The organism is Mesorhizobium sp. B3-1-9 (genome assembly GCF_006439595.1).
Classification (GTDB): domain Bacteria; phylum Pseudomonadota; class Alphaproteobacteria; order Rhizobiales; family Rhizobiaceae; genus Mesorhizobium.
This window is the reverse complement of sequence record NZ_VFTJ01000002.1, coordinates 396,897-417,698: the sequence shown is the minus strand read 5'-3', so window position 1 is coordinate 417,698 and position 20,802 is coordinate 396,897. Positions and strand designations below refer to the sequence as shown.

The following is a 20,802-nucleotide window of genomic DNA, read 5'->3' as shown; positions in this document are numbered from 1 at the left end:
AGGAGTGCGGGAAATGACGGGACAGTCGGGATTGCGGCCAGTCTTGCGTCGCGCCATCGCCGATGTCGGGCTGTTCTCGCTGCTCATCAACCTGCTGCTGCTGGTGATCCCGCTTTACCTGCTCCAAATCTATGACCGCGTCCTGCCCTCCTCCAGCCTCGAGACGCTTGTCTATCTGTCGGTCATCGCGGTCGCGGCGCTCGGCTTCCTCGGCTTCCTCGACGCCATCCGCGCGGTCTACACGCAACGTGTGGCCGCGACGGTCAATGACAGGCTTGGCGCAAGAATGTTCGCCGCTTCGCTCGGCGCCAGGAACGCGCCGTCGCCGCTCACCGACCTCGCCTCGGTCTGCGCCTTCATCCGCTCGCGCGGCGTGGCGGTGCTGTTCGACCTGCCCTTCGCGCCGGTCTTCCTGGCGCTGCTCTACCTGATCCATCCGCTGTTGTTCTGGGTGACGCTCGGCGGCGCGGCGCTGCTCGTCGTGCTGGTCTTCGCCAACCAGTTCGCCATCGGCAGGAACGATGCGCTCTCGGCGGAGCGTTCGGCCTTGGCCAGCCGGGCCGAGCAGGCCTTTGCCCGCAACGCCGAGACGCTGCGCGCCATGGGCATGGTGGAAAACGCCGCGCGCGCATGGGGACGCCATGTGGCGGAGGCGCTTGTCCTGCATGATCGTTCGGCCAGCGCCAACGCCGTCTTCAGCGGCGCTTCGCGGGCGCTGCGCATGATGCTGCAGCTGGCGATCCTCGGCACCGGCGCATGGCTGGTGCTCAAGGGCCAGATGACGGCCGGCATGATCTTCGCCTCCTCGCTGGTGTCGTCGCGCGCGCTGCAGCCGCTCGACCAGTTGATCGGCTCGTGGCGGCAACTCGTCGAGGCGCGGCGCGCCTGGACGCGGCTCGAGGGCACCCTTTCGGCGCAGCCGGCAGAGGCGCGCAAGCTCGTCTTGCCCGACCCGACCGGCGCGATTTCGGCGCAGGATCTTTTCTTCATCGCGCCGAATGCCACGTTCGGCGCCGAGCCGATCCTCAAGCGGTTGAGTTTTGCGATCAAGCCCGGCGAGGCGGTGGCGATCATCGGCCCGAGCGGCGCCGGCAAGTCGACACTGGCGCGGCTGCTTGTCGGGGCAGCCCAGCCGAGCGGCGGCTCGGTCAGGATCGACGGCGCGGAACTCAGGACCTGGGACGAAAACCAGCTCGGCCGGCATATCGGCTATCTGGCGCAGGAAGTGGAGCTTTTCCCCGGCTCGGTCCGCGAAAACATCGCCCGCTTCGACGCGGACGCGGACGACGCCGCAATCGTCGAGGCGGCAAAACGCGCCGCGGCGCATGAGCTGATCCTTTCGCTGCGCGACGGCTACCAGACGGTGATCGCCGGGACGCTGTCCGGCGGCGAGCGGCAGCGGATCGGGCTCGCGCGCGCCTTCTACGGCAACCCGCGCATCCTGGTGCTGGACGAGCCGAGCACGCATCTCGATGGCGCCGGCGAAGCGGCACTCGAGGCGGTGCTTGCCGCCGCGCGCGCCGCCGGCGTCACCACGATCGTGATCACGCATCGCCCTTCCATCGCCGCGGCCTGCAACCGCGTGATGGTTTTGCGCGGCGGCGTCATCGAGGCGTTCGGGCCGAGCGCGGAGGTGCTGCGCCAGCCAGGCAAGGGCACGCGGCAGAGCACGGTGGTGACCGGATCGTTCGCGCCGACCATCCGCGCCTCGCAGAGCATCCGCTAGGGGTCCTGAACGATGACGCAGAGCCTCACCTTCGACGGCCGCCCGCGCACCGACTTCCGGCGCACGGCCTTCGCCGGCTACGCGGCAATCGCATTGATGGTCGGCGGCTTCGGCTATTGGGCGGCTAAAGCACCGCTGGCCGGCGCGGTGATCACGCAAGGCACGATCGCGGCGACCGGCGGCAACATCCTGATCCAGCACCGCGAGGGCGGCATCATCAGGCAGTTGCTGGTGCATGAAGGCGACCGCGTGCGGGAAGGCCAGAACCTCATCCTGCTCGACCGGACCGCCGCGGAGGCCGATCTCAACCGCCTAACAAGGCAGTGGATCGCGCTGAAGGCCAGTGCCGCGCGGCTGGAGGCCGAGCGCGACGGCCTCGCCAGGCTGGCGCCGATCGCCGAGCCCGCGCCAGCGCCGTTCCAGCCGGAATTCGAAGACCTCATCCGCGAACAGCAGAAGGAGTTCGACGCCAGGCTTGCACGGTTCCGCTCGGAGCAGTCGATCCTGGCGCAGCGCGTCGCCATGCACCGCGAGTCGGTCAAGGGCTTGAACGCGCAGAAACTCGCCATCGAACAGCAGGCCGAGGTGGTGAAGAAGGAGCTCGGCATCAAGACCGACCTTCTCGACAAGGGCCTCACCAACCGCACCGAATATTCGCAGCTGCTGCGCTCGGAGGCCGACCTGGTCGGCCAGGCCGGCGCGCTGGAGGCGGACCTCGCCTCGGCCAACACGCAGATCGTCGAGGCGCAGGCGCAGACCGAGCGCGCGACCACGCAGCGCGTCGAGGAAGCGCTGACCAAGCTCGACGATGTACGCACCAATCTCGCCGACATCGAGGAGCGGATGCGCGCGGCGCAAGCGGTGCTGCAGCGCACGACGATCACCGCGCCGGCGGCGGGCATCGTGGTGTCGTCGACCTACAATTCGCAAGGCAGCGTGGTGTCGCCTGGCGAAAAGATCATGGAGATCCTGCCCACGTCATCCGGCCTTGTGGTGGACGCCAGGCTGCGGCCGAAGGACATCGACCAGGTGCATGTCGGCCAACAGGCGAAGCTCAGGCTCTCCGCGCTCAACGCCCGCCTGACGCCGGAAGTCCCGGCCACGGTGAGCGAGATTTCCGCCGACCGGCTGATCGACGAGGCTACTCACGAACCCTATTTCCGCGCCAGGTTGAAGATCACCGATGCCCTGCCCCAGGACATCAAGAGAGAACAGCTTTATCCCGGCACCCCGGTCGACACCTTCATCAGCACCGGCAACCGGACCTTCTTCGAGTATCTGGTACGCCCGATGATGGATTCTTTCGCAAGGGCGTTCAGGGAAAGGTAGAGTTGCGAAGCGGACGCTCGCGCGCGGCGGTATCGGCAGCGCCCAGCCTCGAGATTTGCAACGTTCAGAACCCTGTAGTTCAGGCCGGCCCGAACCAGGTGGAACGCGACGTCGTTCTCAAGAGAGATATCGGGGCTGACGGTCGATTTGCCGAAATCGGTGTAGAGATATTCAGACTTGAACGTCCAGTTCGCATCGAGCACGTATTCGGCGCCTGCTCCTATCGTCCAGCCAAGCTTGGTCTTGGACGAACTGAACAGACCGTAGTCGAAGCCGATCTGGACGTTGCCGTAGGCAAGGCCGCCGGTGCCATAGACCATAATGCGATCGACGGGCTTGTAGCCGGCGCGGACCCTGAGCGTGCCGAACCAGTCCACCTGCGTATCGATATAGGTGTTGGGCGCCGGCGCCCCCGATATCGAGAAAGCGCCCTTGATGGTCGAGCCCTGGAAGTCGGCTTCGAGGCCGTAGACCGCCTTGTCGGACTGCCAGTTATAGCCAGCCTCGACACCCCCAAGGAAGCCGCTCGCCGTGACATCGAAGCTTAAGCCGTTGCTGTCGGGAACCGGATGTTTGAACGTGCCGAAGCCGCCGCCGGCATTCACGCCGATGTAGCCGCCAGCCCAATCGAAGGAGAAAGCAACCGGCATCAATTCCTGCTGCGTGGGGGCGTAGAACTTGTAGTTCAGGCCGGCGCGAACGGTGTGAAACGCAATGTCGTTTCTGAAATTCGGAATGATCGTCGATTGGCCGAAGTCGGTGTAGAGATATTCGGTCTTGACCGTCCAGTTCGCGTTGAGCGCGTACTCGGCGCCTGCCCCTATCGTCCATCCGGCCTTGGTTTTGGACGAGCCGATGATACCGTTGAGCAAGTCGGTCCTGACGTGGCCATAGGCCAGGCCGGCGGGGCCGTAAACCAGGATGCGGTCGACAGGCGTGTAGCCGACGCGGGCCCGCAGCGTGCCGAACCAGCCGACCGTCGTGTCCGCAAGCTTGAACTGTGTGTAAAAGCCCTCCACGGCCGAGCCTTGAAAGTCGGCTTCCACACCATACACCGCCCGGCCGGACTGCCAGTTGTAGCCCGCCTGGATCCCTCCCAGGAAGCCGCCCGCGGTTTCATCGTAGCTCAGATTGAAGACCGGATGCTTGAACGTGCCGAGGCCCGCCCCGGCATTCACGCCCACATAGGCGCCGGCCCAGTACCAGGAAGCGACGGGCGCTTCCCGTGCGCCATCGACCGCGTGGGCGGCACCGGTGGCAAGGACGAGCGCGGCCGTGAAAAGAAGCTGCTTCATTGGGATGCTTGCATTGCTGGGAACGGAACGGCTGGGGCGGCTCAGAACCTGTAGTTCAGTCCCATTCGCACGGTCTGGAACTTGACGGCGCCGCCGGTCTGGTTCTGCAGAAAAGCACCGTTACCGACTGGGTCCAGGTAGTAGTGGGACTTCGAGCCGAGATCGGCGTAGAGATATTCGGCCTTGAGGCTCCAGTTGTCGGCCAAGGCGAATTCGCCGCCAGCGCCGATCGACCAGCCGGAGCGGTTTTCCGATTCGACATGCGTGCTCTGCCCGGCGAGGCCCATCTCGGTGTTGATGAAATTGGTGTAGATGGTGGTTTTGGCCCTGACCATCGCCGGGCCTGCCGTGGCGTAGATCAGCGCCCGGTCGGTCATCAAGTAACCGACGCGGGCGCGGATGGTGGCGAACCAATCGAGCTTGACATCGATTGTCTGTTCGCTTGGCGCCAAGTCGAGGACCGCCGTTCCACGCGCATTCGATTTCTGCAGGTCCGCCTCGATGCCAAGCACGATGCGGTCGACCTGCCAGTTGGCGCCGATCTGGGCGCCGCCGGTCAGCCCGTCGCTGTGTTTGCTCGCGAAATCCTCATCGCCATAGATGGGTTTGACACTGACGAAGCTGTAACCGGCATTCACGCCGACATAGAAGCCGGACCAATCATAAGTGCCCGGTTTTACGAGATCGCCGGCCAAGGCGCCCGAGGTGAATGCAATGCCTAGCAAGAACGAAACCAGGCTCCAGAAAAGTCGTGTCACTGCAGGTGCCCCCTCACCGATCGGACGGTATTTAAAACCGCGCCAAGCCCATCTTTTGGATATCATATTAGAAAGCGCTTACTACCTTACGCAGTAGCACTGCATGGACGAAATTGCCGGCCCCCCAGGCAATTGCGGACCTGTTCCCAGAAGTCAGAATTTCAAGCTCAGATCCGCCTGCACGGACTGTTCGGTACTCCCCGAGCCCAGTTGTGCGCGATAGGCAATGCCGAGCTTGGCGGACGGTGTCAGGGTCAGGTCGAGCCCGGTTTCGAGCACGGCCGCATCGCGGGCGATCGGCACGCCGGAAACCGTGAATGGCGCGCCGCCTTCAAAGGCCATGGCGAGGCTCGGCGTGGTGTCGCCAAAGGCATGACGCCAGCCGAGCGTTGCCCTGGCGGTAGCGTTGACGTCGCCCAGCGTGAAATCGGTGGAGGCATGCAGGCCGAGCGTGGTGAAGCTTGTGCCGGCCGACCCGCCCGATCCCGACAGCGCGGCAGCGCCGCCGGTTTCCGTGAAGCCATCATCGTGAAAATTGACATAAGCGAGGTTGGCGAAGGGTTCGAGCGCCAGACCGCCAGCGCGGATGCCGTACCGAGTTCGCCAAATACCTGTCCCGTGCCGGCGTGGTAGTCGTCCTTCAGGCTGTCGGCAAAGCCGGTAAAGTCGACCGACCGGTCCGTTCGGATATCGTGCCAGCTGTAGGCCGCGCCGGCGCGCAAAGCGAGATCGCCCCAGCGCGTGCCGCCATAGATACCGACATGGTAATTGTCGCTTTCGCCGGATGAGCCGCGATCGGTCACATCGAAATCGGTGCGGCTGTAACCGGCCAGGAGGCCGAGCCGCCATGTCTCGAATGCAACGCCATCCGCGCCGATGAAGAAACCGCCGGTCGAGCGGCCGAGGCGAGCTGCGTTGCCGTCGCCGTCGGCGTGGCCCCAGGAGCCGAAACCCTGCCCCCAGACCGCCAGGAGATCGGTAGTCGCGGGCACGAGATCCGGACCGTCGGACGCGTAACTCATGACCGGCAGTTCGGTCGCGCCGGCCGTATCGAAGGCCGATCGCAGCCGGTCCGTCGCCACATCCCGAACGAAGTGGCTGTCCTCAATCAGAGAGGAGACGATGGAGGCGTGGATCTCGCCCGAGAGCTGGTCGAGAGCCGATTGGACCGAGGCGGTATCGAGCTGGCTCACCGCGTTCAGCAGCGGACTCGACAGCGGCAGGCTGTCCAGGCCGCCGCCGACTGCCCTCTGGTTCGGGGTCGTGCCAATCGAACCGAAGGTCAGGTCGCTGCGCGTAACGTCGAGATAGGCAGCGCTTGCATCATAGTTCAGCGTGAAGGACAGGAACGGCGTCGACAGCGGCGCGGCCTGTGTCAGGCCGACAAAGCTCCCGGTCAAACCGCTGGTCGCGGTCAGGATGGTATAGCGGGTGCCGACGACATAGGTGCCGGGTGCGTTCAGGACCTCAACGGTGCCACCGCCGATAGTGGCTGTTCCCGAAGCGGCGATCCTGTCGCCCTGGCCGGCGGCATCGATCTCGACCTCGTAAGTCGACCCCGCCTTGAACTCGATATCGCCGACGACGTTGATCGTACCGATCGAATTGCCGGGCGCTACCGTGCCAGCCACGACCGTGCCGCCGATGGTGCCGCCGCCCTGCAGGCGGCCAGCAGCAAGAACGTCAAGCGCCCCACCAAGCGAGCCGTTGACCGCCAGCGTGCCGCCCTCCACCGTGGTGGTGCCCATGAAGCCCGCCGAGTTGCCAGTGAGGTTGGTGAAGCCGGCCAACTGGCGCACGCTGCCGTTGCCGCTCAGCGGGGCGGCGAAATCGTAGCTCGTGCTGGTGTGGTTGAACACCAGCGTGCCCGAGCCTTGGCCAAACGTCACCTGGCTCGCGCTCAGGGTGCCCGCCGCGGTCGCGGCGTCGCCGGCCGCCGCGCCGATGTTGACCGTTCCCGTCGAACCGGAAGCGGAAGCGATGGTGAGCGTTGCACCGACGTCGACCGTGGCCCCGTTGCGCACGGTCAGAGAGCCGGTGCCGGCATCTGCGACAGTAAGGGCGCCGTCGACGGTCCAGGACGAGCCGGCGCCATCGACCGTCACCGCGCCAGTGGAACCTGAACCGTAGCCGATATATCCGGTGGCGTTGCTGACCTGACCGCCGTTTTGAATGTTCAGCGTACCGGCGCCGAGGTTGCCGACATAAAGGTTGCCGGAATTGATCCAGGTTGAGCTAGCGCCATCGACCGTCGCGTTGCCGATCGAGCCGGCGTTATTTCCGATATAGCCAGACGTGTCGGTGACCTTACCCCCGCTCTGGATCGTCAGCGTACCATCGCCATTGTATCCAAGAGTTAGATCGCCCGAATTGACCCATGTTGAGTTGGCGCCGTCGACCGTCACCGTGCCGGTCACGCCGGCAAAATATCCCACTATGCTTAAAGTGTTTGTGACCTTGCCGCCGTTCCGAATGGTCAGGGTTCCGGTATCGAAAATGCCGATATTAACAATTCCAGAGTTGACCCAGGACGACCCCGCTCCATCCACCGTCACATTACCGAGGGCGCCGCCCGCGGCACTAACATAGCCATTGATGCTTGAGACGGTTCCACCATTCTGGATTATCAATGTGCCGGCGCCATAGGAGCCGACATGAAGGCTGCCGGAATTGGTCCAGCTTGAGTTGGCGCCATTGACTGTCACAGTGCCGGTCGCACCTGGAAGATAGCCGATGGTGCCATTGGCATTTGCGACCTTGCCGCCGTTTTGGATGGTCAGCGTACCGGTTCCTACATTGCCGACATTGAGATCGCCGGAATTGGTCCACGATGAGCCGTCGACGGTGACGGCGCCAGTCGAGCCGGCCTGGTTGCCGATATAGCTCGAGGCATTAGCGACCTCGCCGCCATTTAGAATGTCCAGCGTGCCGGCGCCCTGGTTACCGACGATGAGATCGCCGGAATTTGTCCAGGACGAGCCGGTGCCATCCACGGTCACGGCGCCCACGGCATCGGCGTTGATGCCGATCTGCCCTTGAGCGCTGGTGACGCTGGCCCCGTTCTGGATCTGCAAGGTGCCGTTGCCGTGCACGCCGACATAGAGGTCGCTGGAGTTGTTCCATGAGGAGCCCTGGCCATCGACCGTCGCGACACCGATCGAGCCGTTTTCGACCCCGATCAGACCTAACGTGTCACTAACGGTGCCGTCGTCCCGAATTTCCAGCGTGCCATTGCCGCTCGACCCCACATACAGGTTGTTGGTGTTACTGAACGACGAGCCGGCGCCTGTCACTGTCAGGGATCCGGTGGAACCGATGGCCGCACCGATAAAGCCGAAACTATCACTGGCCGAGGCACCGTCCTCGATGGTCAGCGTGCCGGTGCCGAAATCGCCGACATAGAAATTGCCGGAGTTGGTCCAGTCCGAGCCGGCTCCCGTCACTGTGGCGGTGCCCGTGGAACCGCTGTCGGATCCCAGGTGACTGTCGACGCTGCTCAGGGTTCCGCCGCCCTCAATTGTCAGATCGCCCATGCTTGCACTGAGTCCGTCAAAGACAACCTTGGCCTGCGCGCCGGCGGTTCCAATCACCGGCGGGTTCGGAGTGATGGTACGAATCCACACGTCGGTTGTGCCGGTCGGCGCCCCGCCGACCCAGTTCGTTCCGGTGAACCAATCGCTGGACGTGCTGCCGGTCCAATCGACAGCGAGAGCAGGATCGGAACCTGCCAAAACCAGGCCGATGGCCGCAGTCAACGATGCCGCTGCCAAGGAACCGCAAAGACCAAACAGCGGCATACGACGTTTAGGGCGGTCCCGGCTCACCGAGACGTTGCAAAGTCCCTCCCGGCAGGAGCCGATCGACAGCATGAAATGCGGCGCAACAGTTTGGCGCCCAACTTTGATCGAGTTGGTCAAGTCCCGGTCCCCAGGGTCATTCCACGGCCTGCGCCGCTTTTTGAGGCGACCTTACTGGGGCGGAATTGACCGGCAAGACGAAGGGCGTGAAATGAGACGGTGGGTCAAAAGAATGAGACGCGTCGCAAATCAGGCCTGAAAGGCGAGCTTCCATCGGCCAGGGATGCGAGTATCACACAGATTCGCGAGGCGTCCGGACGCAAAAATCCGGTCACTACACTGCCGCGGCTTCCACGCCGTGCAGCCAGCACCCGATGGTCCTGTAGGCCTGATCGCCCGACAGTTCGGTTTCGTCGGATTCCCCGCTGACGGAGGCGATCCGCAATTCCGTGGGCGACATCCCGTGAAGCTGGCGAAAGGCGCGATTGAAGGCCGACGCATTGCTGAATCCGCAGCGAGCGGCGATGGCGCCGATACGCTCCCGGCCCTGCATCGGATCGACGATCATCTGATATGCGCGAACCAGTCGGCGCCGTTGGATATACCAGGTCACCCCGCCCAATTGCTCGAACATGCGATAAAGCTTCGCGCGCGAAACGCCGAGCTGGTTGCAAAGGTATTCAGGCCCCAGCCGCTGGTCATGGAGATGTGCCTCGATCATCTGCCGGCAGGCTTCCAGGGAGGCGCCGGCGGCAGCTTGGGCGATCATGTCCCGTCCGTCGCTCGAAGCGCCCGCGAAGGCAGCAACCAACGTCGCCGTTCCGCGTGCGGCGGCATGGCTTTCCGACAAATCGAACGAGGGAGCCTGCGCGTAGAGCAGTCGCATGTGAGAGGCCAGCATCGTGTTCAGCGCACTGCCCTTCGGCAGGATCTTGCCATGGAGGGTATCGAGATTGGCGACGTGCGGCTCCAGCAAGATTCTCGGCAAAACGAGTGTCAGGCTTTTGTAGTCGGGCGACCGCAATCTGCTCCGGCGCGTCATATCGAGAACGCATATGTCGCCTGTCCCGACCTCGGACGTCCGCCCCTCAGCTTCGAGACCGAACCCGCCCTGCGTATGGACCGTGAGACTTATATGGTCGATGTTGCTGCGCGCGATCGTGCGCGCCGACCGATCCAGGGTCTCGGCCGATGAATAGCCGTCGATGATCAGGACATTGGCCAGGTTGTAGCTCGTCAACCCGGCCCTAAAGGATGCGCGCGCCGCGGCGTTTTCGGCGTCCATTTCAAACAGCGGGGCGTAACCTGAGCGCCATAGTTCGAACTCGCCTGCATTGCTGCTTCTGATCGACAGGCTCAGGCAGTTCGGCGGTCGGCGGATTTCTGGTGACGCTACGGACCCCATCGGATCGCTTGCTCCAGGCTGCGGGCGCCAGCGTGCCGAACACCTTGGTTTTTTGCAAGGCACATAATCGATGCCTAATGGCGGCGCCCTCTCCCCTGGCTGAATCGAATTTGGGCCACCGCCTGTAGACATCGCGGCGGCAATGAAACAATCTTCACTGCGGGAACATAAGCGCCTCGAAGAAGGCGCCTACCTCCGGGTGCGCATGAACAATCGCTGGACCTTGTACGATCCACGCCTGGCCTGGATGCTGGTTGCACCGGTGCTTCTGCTGCTGATCTTCTTCCTGGTGCTGCCGATCGCGGTGATGGCGGCCTATACGTTCTTCACCTTCGTCACCGCCGGCGTCGAGACCAGTGCGCTGACCACCGCCAACTGGCAGGAATTCTTCACCGACAGCTATTATTCCGGCTTCCTTCTGAAGACGCTGAGAGTCGGCGCGATCACCGCGCTGCTGTGCGGCGTGCTCGGCTATTTCCCGGCCTATTTCATCTGGGCGACGAGCTTCAGGCACAAATGGCTGCTCTTGCTCCTGCTCATCGTGCCGTTCTGGATCAGCTTCACCATCCGCACCTTTTCCTGGATCAACATCCTGGGCGAACAGGGCGTCATCAACGTCGCTCTGCTCAAGATGGGCATCATCAACGAGCCGCTGCAGATGCTCTACAACGAGGGCGCGGTGATCCTGGGACTGCTGCACTTCCTCCTGCCCTACATGATCCTCAACGTCTATGTCAGCCTCGAGGGCATCGACCGCACGCTGATCTCGGCCGCGCGCTCGATGGGCTGCACCAGCGCGCAGGCGTTCCGCGAGGTGACCTTGCCCCTCTCCCTACCGGGCCTGGCGGCGGGGCTGCTGCTCTGCTTCGTGCTGGCGGCCGGCAGCTATGTGACGCCGCAACTGCTCGGCTCGGGCCGCGACGCGCTGTTCGGCAATTTGATCTACGACACCATCATGGGCGAATTGAACTGGCCGATGGGCGCCACCTTGTCGATCGTGCTGTTCGTCGTGCTCGGCTTCTTCGCCGCAATCTACACCCGCTACATGGGCATGTCGCAGATTGTGAAGGGGTTGGCCGGATGAAGGCTGCGCACCGACCAGGGAAGGTAAATGGGCCTGGCGGCTGACCGGCTTCGTCACGCTCTGCGTCTACATCTTCATGTTCGCGCCGATCGTGGCGACCGTCATCCTGTCGTTCAACGCCTCGATGTTCGGCGGCTTCCCGATGACCGGCTTTTCGCTGCAATGGTACGCCAAGCTGATGAACAATGACGCGGTGCTGACGGCCTTCCGCACCTCGCTGTGGATCGCGCTGGTCACCGCTGTCGCCACCACCGCCATCGGCGTCGTCACGGCCTTCGCGCTGGTGCGCTTCGAGTTCCCAGGCAAGCAGGCGCTGAGCACGCTGGTGATCCTGCCGGCGCTGGTGCCGGAAACCATTCTCGGCGTCGGCCTTCTGGTGCTGATCAAGGCGATCGACCAGCCCCGCACCATGCTGCTTCTGGTGCTAGGCCACATCCTGCTTGCGGTGCCCTATGTGGTGCTGATCGCGCAGGCGCGCATGGTGGGCATAAGGCGGGTCTATGAGGAGGCGGCGCTGTCGCTCGGCGCCTCGCGCTTCTCGTCCTTTCGCGAGATCACGCTGCCGCTGCTCATCCCGGCGGTCGTCGGCGGCGCCCTGCTCGCCTTCACCATTTCGTTCGACAACACCTCGGCCAGCCTGTTCTGGCGGCCGGCAGGCGTCGAGACCATGCCCACCCAGATCCTTTCGATGCTGAAAATCTCGATCAGCCCGGAGATCAACGCGCTCGGCACCGTGATGATCCTGGTGACCGTCGGCATCCCGTTGATCGGCGGCCTGATCCTGCAGAGCCTGACGAAGTTGAAGAGACGCGGCGAACCAAAGGAGGAAGTACGATGAAACTGACGACGACCAAGCGGCTGGAACGGCTGCACGACCGGTATGCCAATGGCGATCTGAGCCGCCGCACTTTCCTGACGCTGGCGGCGGCCGCAGCCGCATCGGCGGGGCTTTCCATGCCGTGGATGGGCCGGGCGCTCGCCGCGGTCGAGGAAGTCCGCTTCGACGGCTGGGGCGGCACGGTGCAGGACGCGATCGACAAGTTTGCCTTCCAGCCCTACACGGCCAAGACCAAGATCAAGGTGGTGCAGGGCACGTTCGGCGACGAGGACGAGATCATCACCAAGATCAAGACCGCGAAGCCCGGCGACTACCAGGTCATTCATTCCTCGGGCGTCAACTACTACATCAAATACGTCAATGGCGGTCTGACCTCGGAGATCAACGAGGCCAACATTCCCAACATGGCGAATGTGCTGCAGCCGATGATCGAGCCCTTCCGCAAGCTGACGCCGAAGCTGTCGGCCGTGCCTTACGACTACGGCACCACCGGCATCGCCTACAACACCAAGGTGATCTCGCCGGAGGAAGCCAAGGAAAAGGGCGCAGCACTTCTGCTCGACAAGAAATATGCCGGCAAGCTCGGCGGCTATTCCGACATGACGACGCGTGTCTGGTACGCGGCCTTGGCCACCGGACAGGATCCCAACAACCTCAAGGACATGGACACGATCTGGGCCAAGGTGCGCGAGACGCGCGACCTCGCCAAGAAGTTCTGGAGCTCCGGCGCGGAACTTATGGACCTGCTCTCCAAGGGCGAGATCGTGGTGACCGACGCCTGGTCGGGCCGGGTCGCCGCGCTGCAGGACCAGGGCCATCCGATCGGCTATCTCGATCCGGCCGGCTCCTATGCGTGGATGGAGGACATGCTGATCCTGAAGGGCTCGCCGATGGCCGAATGCGAGGAGCTGATCAACTTCATGCTCGACCCGGCGACCTCGATCGCGGTGGCCGAGGGCCAGAGCTACCCGCCATCGCTCGACCCGACCAAGGTCAAGCTGACCGACAAGATCGCGAAGCTGCCGGCCTTCGACCCGACCGGCACGATGAAGGCGTTGACCTTCGCCGATCCGACCTACTGGGCGACCAACGAGGACGCCTGGGCCAAGCAGTGGAACAGGATCTCGAAAGGTGCCTGACGGCCAGGACACGACACTCAATCCCCGGCCGACCTCGGCCGGGGCACAAGGCGCAAGCGCGGCCGCCAGGGCGAACAGCCCGGCGGTCGAGTTCCGCAACATCGACATCGCCTATGGCAAGTTCGTCGCGGTACGCGATTTCTCTTTGTCGATCCGCAAGGGCAGCTTCGTCACGCTGCTCGGGCCGTCTGGCTGCGGCAAGACGACGATCCTGCGCTCCATCGCCGGGCTGGTCGACATTTCGGCCGGCCAGATCATGATCGGCGGCCGGCGCGTCGACGACGTGCCGATCTACAAGCGCAATATCGGGCTGGTCTTCCAGAGCTATGCGCTCTTTCCCCACAAAACCGTGTTCGACAATGTCGCCTTCGGCCTGAAATACCGCAACGTCGCCAAGCCTGAGATCAGGCGCAAGGTCGGCCAGGCGCTCGATATGGTGCGGCTGCCGGGCAGCGAGAAGAAACTGCCCTCGCAGCTGTCGGGCGGCCAGCAGCAGCGCATCGCGCTGGCGCGCGCCATCGTCTTCGAGCCGCAGGTGCTTTTGCTCGACGAGCCGCTCTCGGCGCTCGACGCCAACATGCGCGAGGAGATGCGCGTCGAGATCAAGAAGATCCAGAAGGAAACCGGCATCACCGCCATCTTCGTCACGCACGACCAGGAAGAAGCGCTGTCGATGTCGGACCGCATCGTGGTGATGAATGCCGGCTCGGCCGAGCAGATCGGCACGCCGGAAGAGGTCTATGAGCGGCCGGCCACCGCCTTCGTCGCCGACTTCCTCGGCAAGGCCAACATGCTTTCGGGCATGGTGAGCAGATCGGACGGACCGACGACAGTCAAGCTGGCCAGCGGCCAGACGGTCAATGTGCTTTCACCCAAGGCGCTGCCGCAGGGCAGCGCCGTAACCGTCGTGGTGCGGCCGCAGAAACTCGCGGTGGGTGCCAAGGCGGGCGCCAACCGGTTGCCTGGCCGGGTCGTGTCGGCCTCCTATCTCGGCGGCAGCGCCATCTACGAGGTCGACATAGGCGGCAAGACGAACATCCGCGCCAACGCCCCGATCGATGGCCGCGTTCTGCGCGAAGGCGAAGCGATCGAAGTCGGCTTCGACGCGGAAGATTGCGTCTTGCTGGACGAGGCCGGGCGGCGGATTTCCTGAAGGCCGCCACCGCCCTGTAATCAGTACGACCCTTGACGGCTATTACAGTTCATTGCTTGGAGAGAAACGCTTTGCAGGCAGGAGTGAGCTCACTGATGTGCTGTTTAAGACAGCTTAACCCCTTTGCATTGTCGACCATCTTGCACAGTCGCTGGGCATCCGCCCTGCATGGTGTTTTGTAGGCATCTTTCGCTAAAGCGACGTCGGCGACGAAAAGCGAACTAGAAGCCAGAAGCGCCAGTCCAAGCGTTTTCTGTTTGCGCATAATTTAATTCCCCTCTGAACATGAGCATAGTAACGCAGCCATATATACGCTAGCCCTGATATAATAAGAAGGCCAAGGACTTCGCGACGAAGCGCTCGTGCCGCATTGGCAAGGCACGATATTTTCAAACTGAGATACCACCAGATTCCCACGGCGATTTCGACGCCCGGTCCAACGCTCGCTCCCCCGGTCGTCGGCGACAAGTCCTCCCATTGGTGACGTGAATGATCACGCCGCAAAGAGATGGAGACGACAATGAGGAGTTTGGAGCACACCGCCTGTGAACCCAGCCGCGCGGACCTAAGCCTGATTGGCTTTGCCGGCCGTGCGCTGCGGCTTGCCTATCGTGCGATGAGAATGCGCAGCGACCGCGCCGCCATGCAGGCCATGCCCGATCATCTGCTCAAGGACTTGGGTATCGCCCGTTCGGAAATCGACCACTACACCTCGATGCGCTACGCCTCCGACGCCGACTGGATGGACATCCGCAACGCCGGATGACCTCGATGGCGGTCGTCACCACGCTTTCGACAAGCCCCCGGACTTCTCCACGCTCGGGGCTTTTGCGTTCCGGCGCATTCGGGCGTCGACATTCGTTTCAAACGATACATCCAACGCAATTTCCAACGGTAGACGTATGAAAAATTCCACGGTCGCACCCACTCTCGTTCAAACGCTCCATCGGCAAACAGAGGCCGTCACGGCAACCAAGCCGCAAACGAACCTTTGGAGATGAAGATGCAACCCAACACCAAACCTGCACGGCTTCCGCTCAATGGCGTCGACACGCCGAACCTTCTGGCGACGATCAATTTCGTCGCCGGGCAGCCGGAGCTGGCAAAATTCCAGTTCCGCGCCCACAACGAGTGGATCGAAGGCACGCACAGCAAGACCGTCATGAATGGCTTCTTCGGCGCCGGCCAGGAGCAGAAGCACGAGAAGCCGCATTATGCCGACGCCGACCATCCGGCGATCCTGTGCGGCGCCGACAATGCGCCGACCCCGGTCGAATGGCTGCTGCACGGGCTGGCGGGCTGCCTGATGGCTGGCGTCGCCAACATTGCCGCCGCGCGCGGGATCAAGCTCACCAAGGTGAAGTGCTCGGTCGACGGCGACATCGACCTGCGCGGCATCCTCGGCATTTCCGACGAGGTCCGCAACGGCTTCCAGAACATCCAGGTGTCGTTCGAGATCGAAGGCGACGCGCCGGCCGAGAAGCTGCAGCAGCTGGTCGAGCAGTCGCGCGCCCGTTCGGCCGTGTTCGACGTGCTGACCAAGGGCGTGCCGGTCACCGTCGGCATCAAGACCATCCAGTAAGCCGAAGCCGGCAGGCGATCCGGACCGATCCGGGCCGCCTGCCTCCTCCCAAACGGACTAGAGCCATGAGACGCGCGGTTGTCATCATCGGCGCGGGCCAGGCTGGCCTTGCGCTCAGCCATTGCCTCGGCCAGGCCGGTATCGACCATGCTGTGCTGGAGCGCGGCCGCATCGGCGAGCGCTGGCGCTCGCAGAGCTGGCGCTCGCTCAGGCTGCTCACGCCGAACTGGCTGAACGCCCTGCCCGGCTCGCCCTATGAGGGCGGCGATCCCGACGGCTTCATGAGCAAAGGGGCTTTCGTGGAAAGCCTGGAGCGCTACGCCTGGCAGTGGCATGCGCCCGTCGAGACCAATGTCGAGGTCACATCTGTCAAGCGGACCGGCGACGGCTTTGCCTTGCGCACCAGCGCCGGCGAGTGGTCGGCGCGCGCGGTCGTCGTCGCGACAGGACATTGCGACCGGCCGGTCATCCCTTTTTCGGCTGAGACCCTTCGTGGACCGCTCAGCATTCACGCCTCGCAATATCGCTCGCCCGGCGAGCTGCCGAGCGGCGGCGTGCTGGTCGTCGGCGCCTCATCCTCCGGCGTGCAGATCGCCGACGAGCTCGCCCGCGATGGGCGGCGCGTGGTGCTTTCGGTCGGCAAGCATACGCGCCTGCCCAGAACATGGCGCGGCCAGGATATCTTCTTCTGGCTGTGCGCAATGGGCCTGATGGCGCAGCGCCGGGAAGATCTCGCCAATTCGGAAGGCGCGCGACGCCAGCCGTCGCTGCAGCTCGCCGGCCGGCCCGACAGGGCCGATGTCGATCTCGCCACGTTGCAGGTGCTCGGCGTGGAGCTGACCGGGCGGGTGCGCGGCGTCGGCGACCGCGAGATCGCCTTCGCCGGCGACCTTGGCCAGCACATGGCCGCGGCGGAAGCGAAGCAGGCGCGCCTGCTCGGCCAGATCGACCGCTTCACGGGCGCGGCGACACCATACCGGCCCGAGCCGGTTGCGATGCCGGCGGCGTGCGCAGAACAGCTGTCGCTCACCGACGGATCGATCCGCAGCATCATCTGGGCCACCGGCTATGCGCGCTCGCTCGGCTGGCTGGAGCCGCTGGCGCTCGGCGCCGACGGCGAGCTCGCGCATCAGGGCGGCGTCACCTGCCTGCCCGGCCTCTACGCGCTCGGCTTCCGCTTCCTGCGCAAGCGCGATTCCAACTTCATCGGCGGCGTCGGCGCGGACGCCGAGGCGATCGCCGCCGAAATCTCGCGTCATCTCGACTGCAACGGCCGCAAGGCGGCCTGAGGATCACGACCACCATGGCAACCAATCCCATCTCCCTCATGGCCACCCCCAGGCGCGGCCACTACGACGCCATCATCGTCGGCGCGCGCTGCGCGGGTGCGGCGACCGCGATGCTGCTCGCCCGCGCGGGTCTCAAGGTGCTTGCGATCGACCGCAAGCCGTACGGCTCCGACACGCTGTCGACGCATGCGCTGATGCGGCCGGCCGTGTTGCAGCTTTGGCGCTGGGGCCTGCTCGAGCCGCTGCTCAAGGCCGGGACCCCGCCGATCGAGACGACGACCTTCCACTATGGCGAGGAGGAGATCGCCGTCCCGCTCGCCGCCGGTTCGGACCTTCCCGGGCTGATCGCGCCGCGGCGCACGGTGCTCGACCGCATCCTGGTCGATGCGGCGCGCAAGGCCGGCGCGGAGGTCCTGCACGAGGTGGCGGTCGGCGACCTCTTCGCCGACACGCGCGGGCGGGTGCGCGGCATCGAAATCCGCGCCGCCGGCCGCGCATCCGTGAGGGTCAGCGCCGATATCGTGGTCGGCGCCGACGGCATCGGCTCGCTGGTGGCGAAATGCGTGGACGCCCAGCCCTTGCGGCGCGGCGCGGTATCGGCCGCCCATGTCTATGGCTATGCGCCGGTCGAGCCGGGCGCCGGCTATCACTGGTATTTCCGCGACGGGATCGCCGGCTCGTTCATCCCGACCAATGACGGCCTCGCCTGCATCGTCGCCTCGGTGCCGACGAGCCTGTTCGACCAGCGCTTCCGCCTCGGCCACGCCCGCGCCCGCATGGACGTGCTCGAAGCGCTTTCGCCGGCGCTGGCAGCACAAGCGGCCCAGGCGCCGAAGGATGCCCGCCTGCAGGCGTTCCGGGGCGTGCCGGGCTATATCCGTCAGGCGCACGGCCCCGGATGGGCGCTGGTGGGTGACGCCGGCTTCTTCCGCGACCCGATCACCTCGCACGGCATTTCCGATGCGCTGCGCGACGCCGAGAGCCTCGCGCGCGCCATCCTCAACGGGTCCGCCGCGGCATTCGCGATCTGGCAGCGGCAGCGCGACATGATCGCCAACCAGATCCTGGACACCACGGACGCCGTCGCGGGCTTCGACTGGACGCTCGACGATATCGGCGAGCGGCATCGCCGCTTCAGCGCCGTGCTGAAGGCCGAGGTGCAGGCGCTGGCCGGGCAGTCCATGCCGGCCTGCCGTGCCCCTTCCCCTGCATCGCGGCCGACGGCCCACCGGGCGCCGGCCAACCAGGACGAGCCGCCGGCCTCGGCCGGCTCGAACCTCAATCGCAACCGAACCGGAGCAAGACCATGACTGTGCATGTGATGAAGGACGGGTGGGTCGGTGTCATCAAAGGGCGACCACAATTGGGCGCTTTCGCCGAGCGCTCGCGGCGCACGCAGCCTCAGGATATCGACGCCTTCGCCGAGATGACCGGCGACCGCAATCCGCTGCATTACGACAAGGCGCTGGCCGAGGCTTCGGTGTTCGGCAAGCTCATCGTGCAGGGCGGCGTCACCTCAGGCATCCTGAACGCGGTGGTGGCGGAGGATCTTCCCGGCCCCGGCTCGGTGTTCCTCGAAGTCTCGTGGAAATTCGTCAAGGCGGTCGGCGTCGGCGAATTGATCACCGGCCGCGTCGAGGTCAAGGACGTGCGCGTCGACAAGCCGATCACAAAGCTGGAGACATCGGTGCGCAACGAAGCCGGCGAGCTTTGCCTCACCGGCACCGCCACGGTGTTCACCGTGCCATTGGCCGGGGGCTGAGAGCTTCTGGACCGCTTGGCTACGCGCCCGCCGTCTCGGCGATGAAGGCGCGGACGTGGTCGATGAACTCCTCGAAGGCGGGCTCGCCTTCGAGGAGGATGTGGTTCTGGCTCTCGAGCTCGATGAAGCGCGCGCCGGGAATGCCGGCGGCCATGGTGCGCCCGGATTCGACGGGAGCGACGTTGTCGTCCCGCGCGTGCAGCACCAGCGTCGGCACGCGCACCTTCTCCAGCAAGTCGCTGACATCGATCACGGAAAAGGCGCTCTGCAGGCGCCAGGCATCGTCAGGCGAGACGGTGCGCAGCATCAGATCGTCCATCCAGGCGAAATGCTCGTGCGTGGCGCCGGGGATGAACATGGAGCAGAACGCCTGGCGGAACATCGGGTTCGGCTTGCCCCAGCTCTCGCGCATCAGCGTCGCGGCGGCCTCGCGCGTCGCGATCTCGCCCGCGTCGCCACGCGCCCGCCAGCCTTTGACGTAGCCGCCATAAAGGATCATGCCCGAGACGCGCTCGGGATGCCGGATGGCGTAGGCGATCGAAACCGCGCAGCTCTGCGACAGGCCGAGCAAGGTGAAGCGGTCGAGCCCCGTTGCCTCGACCACGCATTCGAGGTCCGACAGCATGGTCTCGAACGAGATATCGACGACATGCCTTTGCGACAGGCCGTTGCAGCGCTCGTCATAGCGCACCAGCCGGTTCCGGCGCGACAGTTCCCGCATCCAGTGACGCCAGATCGGGCTGTCCCAGTCGAAGGTGAGATGCGACATCCAGTGCGCGGCGCGCAGGATCGCAGGGCCGCTGCCGGTGCTGGCATGGGCGAGCCTGGTGCCGTCGAGAGCACGGCAGAATTGCACGGCGCGGCCGGGATCCTGCGATGACGCGGATTTCAACGGGGCTTGCGGCCGCCGGGCGGAACCGGACTGCGATGCGCGACCCGTGGCTTGAGCAGCGGCCGACCGGACCCTGTCCTCCAGCGCCTCGGTCTCGGCGGCGAGCCTCGTATCGTCGGGCACGAGGCTGCGCAGGCGCTGGGCAAAGGGCAGCGCCCGCCGCGGCTGGTCCGCCAGGCGCTCGACCAGCTCGCGCAGGATGCCGAGCTCGGCGATCTCCACCTCGCTGGCGATGGCCTGCCGCCAGGCTTCATAGTCGAAGCAGCGCTCGAGCGAGAGGTCGGCAAGAAAGCCGCCACGGATCGAGGCCAGGACGGCTTCGAGCTCCTCGGTCGAGCGGGAGGAAAGGTCGGCCTTCACCAGCGGCGCCAGCCGCGCGTAATCCGTCGCGACATTGAGCGCGACGGCATTGCGATCGGCGGCAAGGGCTGTTTCAACGCCGCCCAGGACCTGGCGGATCTTGGACAGGCTCCAGCGCAAGGCACCGCGCGGATCGTCGGGGATGTCCCAGAATATCTCGCACAACCGCTCGCGCTGGTGCTGCCTGGCGGTGACGGCAAGGTAGGCGAGCAGCGCACGCGTCTTGCGCGACGGCGGCAGGTCAAGCGGCTGGCCGTCGCGCATCACCTGAAAATCGCCAAGCACGCGCAGTTCCAGCATGTGCTGATCGCCGTTCATGCGTCCACGCGCTTGTCGATCGCCATGATCCCCTTTCGGCCTTGGCCGGCGCCGCCAAAGGCAGCCGCTCGCCAT

At 64.8% G+C, this 20,802-nt stretch carries 17 protein-coding genes and 1 pseudogene; 11 read left to right on the top strand and 7 right to left on the bottom strand.

Translation table 11 applies throughout. The features are described 5' to 3' along the window. Window positions 1-13 precede the first annotated feature (13 nt). Window positions 14-1,726 carry a type I secretion system permease/ATPase gene (locus FJW07_RS05490; RefSeq protein WP_140854962.1) on the top strand — a complete coding sequence of 571 codons (1,713 nt, stop codon included), beginning with the start codon at window positions 14-16 and terminating at the stop codon, window positions 1,724-1,726. Window positions 1,727-1,738: 12 nt separating this feature from the next. Then, window positions 1,739-3,055, top strand: a complete 1,317-nt coding sequence (locus FJW07_RS05485) for an HlyD family type I secretion periplasmic adaptor subunit (protein ID WP_140854959.1) — start codon at window positions 1,739-1,741, stop codon at window positions 3,053-3,055. Here FJW07_RS05485 and FJW07_RS05480 read toward each other — a convergent pair. The 5 genes and pseudogenes from FJW07_RS05480 to FJW07_RS05465 form a co-directional block, all read right to left on the bottom strand. Then, window positions 2,944-4,350, bottom strand: coding sequence for an outer membrane protein (locus FJW07_RS05480; protein ID WP_140854956.1), 1,407 nt, complete (start codon window positions 4,348-4,350; stop codon window positions 2,944-2,946). The two genes, FJW07_RS05485 and FJW07_RS05480, sit on opposite strands and share 112 nt — an antisense overlap. Before the next feature lie 41 nt (window positions 4,351-4,391). Next, a complete protein-coding gene (locus FJW07_RS05475; protein ID WP_181182569.1) occupies window positions 4,392-5,108 on the bottom strand; it encodes an outer membrane protein in 717 nt (238 codons plus the stop codon). Window positions 5,109-5,261: 153 nt separating this feature from the next. Then, window positions 5,262-5,681 carry an autotransporter domain-containing protein gene (locus FJW07_RS32255; RefSeq protein WP_281405325.1) on the bottom strand — a complete coding sequence of 140 codons (420 nt, stop codon included), beginning with the start codon at window positions 5,679-5,681 and terminating at the stop codon, window positions 5,262-5,264. Between the two features lie 86 nt (window positions 5,682-5,767). Beyond that, window positions 5,768-8,641, bottom strand: a pseudogene (locus FJW07_RS05470) (autotransporter outer membrane beta-barrel domain-containing protein); the annotation flags it as partial. A 598-nt stretch (window positions 8,642-9,239) separates the two neighbouring features. Further along, the gene (locus tag FJW07_RS05465; RefSeq protein WP_181182568.1) at window positions 9,240-10,310 is read right to left on the bottom strand and encodes a helix-turn-helix domain-containing protein; all 1,071 of its coding nucleotides are present in this window, start codon (window positions 10,308-10,310) and stop codon (window positions 9,240-9,242) included. A gap of 205 nt (window positions 10,311-10,515) precedes the next feature. On the opposite strand from FJW07_RS05465, the gene FJW07_RS05460 reads away from it, so the two are divergent. The 4 genes from FJW07_RS05460 (at window position 10,516) to FJW07_RS05445 (ending at window position 14,524) form a co-directional block, all read left to right on the top strand. Continuing rightward, window positions 10,516-11,394 (top strand): ABC transporter permease, encoded by an 879-nt coding sequence (locus tag FJW07_RS05460; protein ID WP_140644883.1) that lies wholly within the window; start codon window positions 10,516-10,518, stop codon window positions 11,392-11,394. 76 nt (window positions 11,395-11,470) lie between these two features. Further along, entirely contained in the window at window positions 11,471-12,232 is a 762-nt protein-coding gene (locus FJW07_RS05455; protein WP_246680666.1) for an ABC transporter permease, read from the top strand. Then, complete coding sequence (locus FJW07_RS05450; RefSeq protein ID WP_140854948.1) at window positions 12,229-13,371, top strand: ABC transporter substrate-binding protein; 1,143 nt, start codon at window positions 12,229-12,231, stop codon at window positions 13,369-13,371. The genes FJW07_RS05455 and FJW07_RS05450 overlap by 4 nt, the downstream gene beginning before the upstream one ends. After that, window positions 13,364-14,524 (top strand): ABC transporter ATP-binding protein, encoded by a 1,161-nt coding sequence (locus FJW07_RS05445; RefSeq protein ID WP_140854946.1) that lies wholly within the window; start codon window positions 13,364-13,366, stop codon window positions 14,522-14,524. Before FJW07_RS05450 ends, FJW07_RS05445 begins: the two co-directional genes overlap by 8 nt. Window positions 14,525-14,573: 49 nt before the next feature. Here the strand turns inward: FJW07_RS05445 and FJW07_RS05440 are convergent, their stop codons facing one another. Next, complete coding sequence (locus FJW07_RS05440; protein ID WP_140854944.1) at window positions 14,574-14,789, bottom strand: hypothetical protein; 216 nt, start codon at window positions 14,787-14,789, stop codon at window positions 14,574-14,576. A 255-nt stretch (window positions 14,790-15,044) separates the two neighbouring features. Between FJW07_RS05440 and FJW07_RS05435 the strand changes: the two genes are divergently transcribed. The 5 genes from FJW07_RS05435 to FJW07_RS05415 all read left to right on the top strand — a co-directional run bounded on the left by FJW07_RS05435 (window position 15,045) and on the right by FJW07_RS05415 (window position 19,157). Next, window positions 15,045-15,290: a DUF1127 domain-containing protein gene (locus FJW07_RS05435; RefSeq protein WP_140854942.1), complete on the top strand. Its 246-nt coding sequence runs from the start codon at window positions 15,045-15,047 to the stop codon at window positions 15,288-15,290. 237 nt (window positions 15,291-15,527) lie between these two features. Further along, the gene (locus FJW07_RS05430) at window positions 15,528-16,106 is read left to right on the top strand and encodes an OsmC family protein (RefSeq protein WP_224529713.1); all 579 of its coding nucleotides are present in this window, start codon (window positions 15,528-15,530) and stop codon (window positions 16,104-16,106) included. A 65-nt stretch (window positions 16,107-16,171) separates the two neighbouring features. Next, the gene (locus FJW07_RS05425) at window positions 16,172-17,395 is read left to right on the top strand and encodes an NAD(P)/FAD-dependent oxidoreductase (protein WP_140854941.1); all 1,224 of its coding nucleotides are present in this window, start codon (window positions 16,172-16,174) and stop codon (window positions 17,393-17,395) included. A 14-nt stretch (window positions 17,396-17,409) separates the two neighbouring features. After that, on the top strand, window positions 17,410-18,705 hold the full coding sequence (locus FJW07_RS05420; protein ID WP_140854940.1) for an NAD(P)/FAD-dependent oxidoreductase: 1,296 nt from the start codon (window positions 17,410-17,412) through the stop codon (window positions 18,703-18,705). After that, window positions 18,702-19,157: a MaoC family dehydratase gene (locus FJW07_RS05415; protein ID WP_140652282.1), complete on the top strand. Its 456-nt coding sequence runs from the start codon at window positions 18,702-18,704 to the stop codon at window positions 19,155-19,157. The genes FJW07_RS05420 and FJW07_RS05415 overlap by 4 nt, the downstream gene beginning before the upstream one ends. A 19-nt stretch (window positions 19,158-19,176) precedes the next feature. Here the strand turns inward: FJW07_RS05415 and FJW07_RS31975 are convergent, their stop codons facing one another. Then, window positions 19,177-20,727 (bottom strand): alpha/beta fold hydrolase, encoded by a 1,551-nt coding sequence (locus tag FJW07_RS31975; protein ID WP_246680665.1) that lies wholly within the window; start codon window positions 20,725-20,727, stop codon window positions 19,177-19,179. Window positions 20,728-20,802: the final 75 nt, after the last annotated feature.